Raw genomic sequence first — 255 nt, forward strand, 5'->3', positions numbered from 1 at the left:
CTGATTGGTGACTTCAAGATGTTGAACTTTGGCATCTAATTGTTGATTTGATACTTCCAGATGTTGAACTTGAGCATCTAATTGTTGTTTATCTTCTGCGAGTTGTTGATGCTGCATCGCCAACTGCCGGGTGAATTCCAGCAGTTGTTCATGGGTCAGTTGGCTTAAATCTGGCAGCGTATTCATGACCGCAGTATGCCTGAGGTCATGAGAAGAATGAAATAGAACGTTTGGAGGATAGCAGAATAGCCGAGC

1 pseudogene is annotated in these 255 nt (G+C 43.5%); it reads right to left on the reverse strand.

Going from position 1 to position 255, the window contains the following annotated elements:
• Positions 1-186, reverse strand: a pseudogene (locus tag ACEO2X_RS14665) (IS66 family transposase); the annotation flags it as partial.
• Positions 187-255: the final 69 nt, after the last annotated feature.

Origin of the sequence: Acinetobacter sp. AL9, assembly GCF_041464035.1 — a bacterium.
Lineage (GTDB): Bacteria > Pseudomonadota > Gammaproteobacteria > Pseudomonadales > Moraxellaceae > Acinetobacter > Acinetobacter towneri.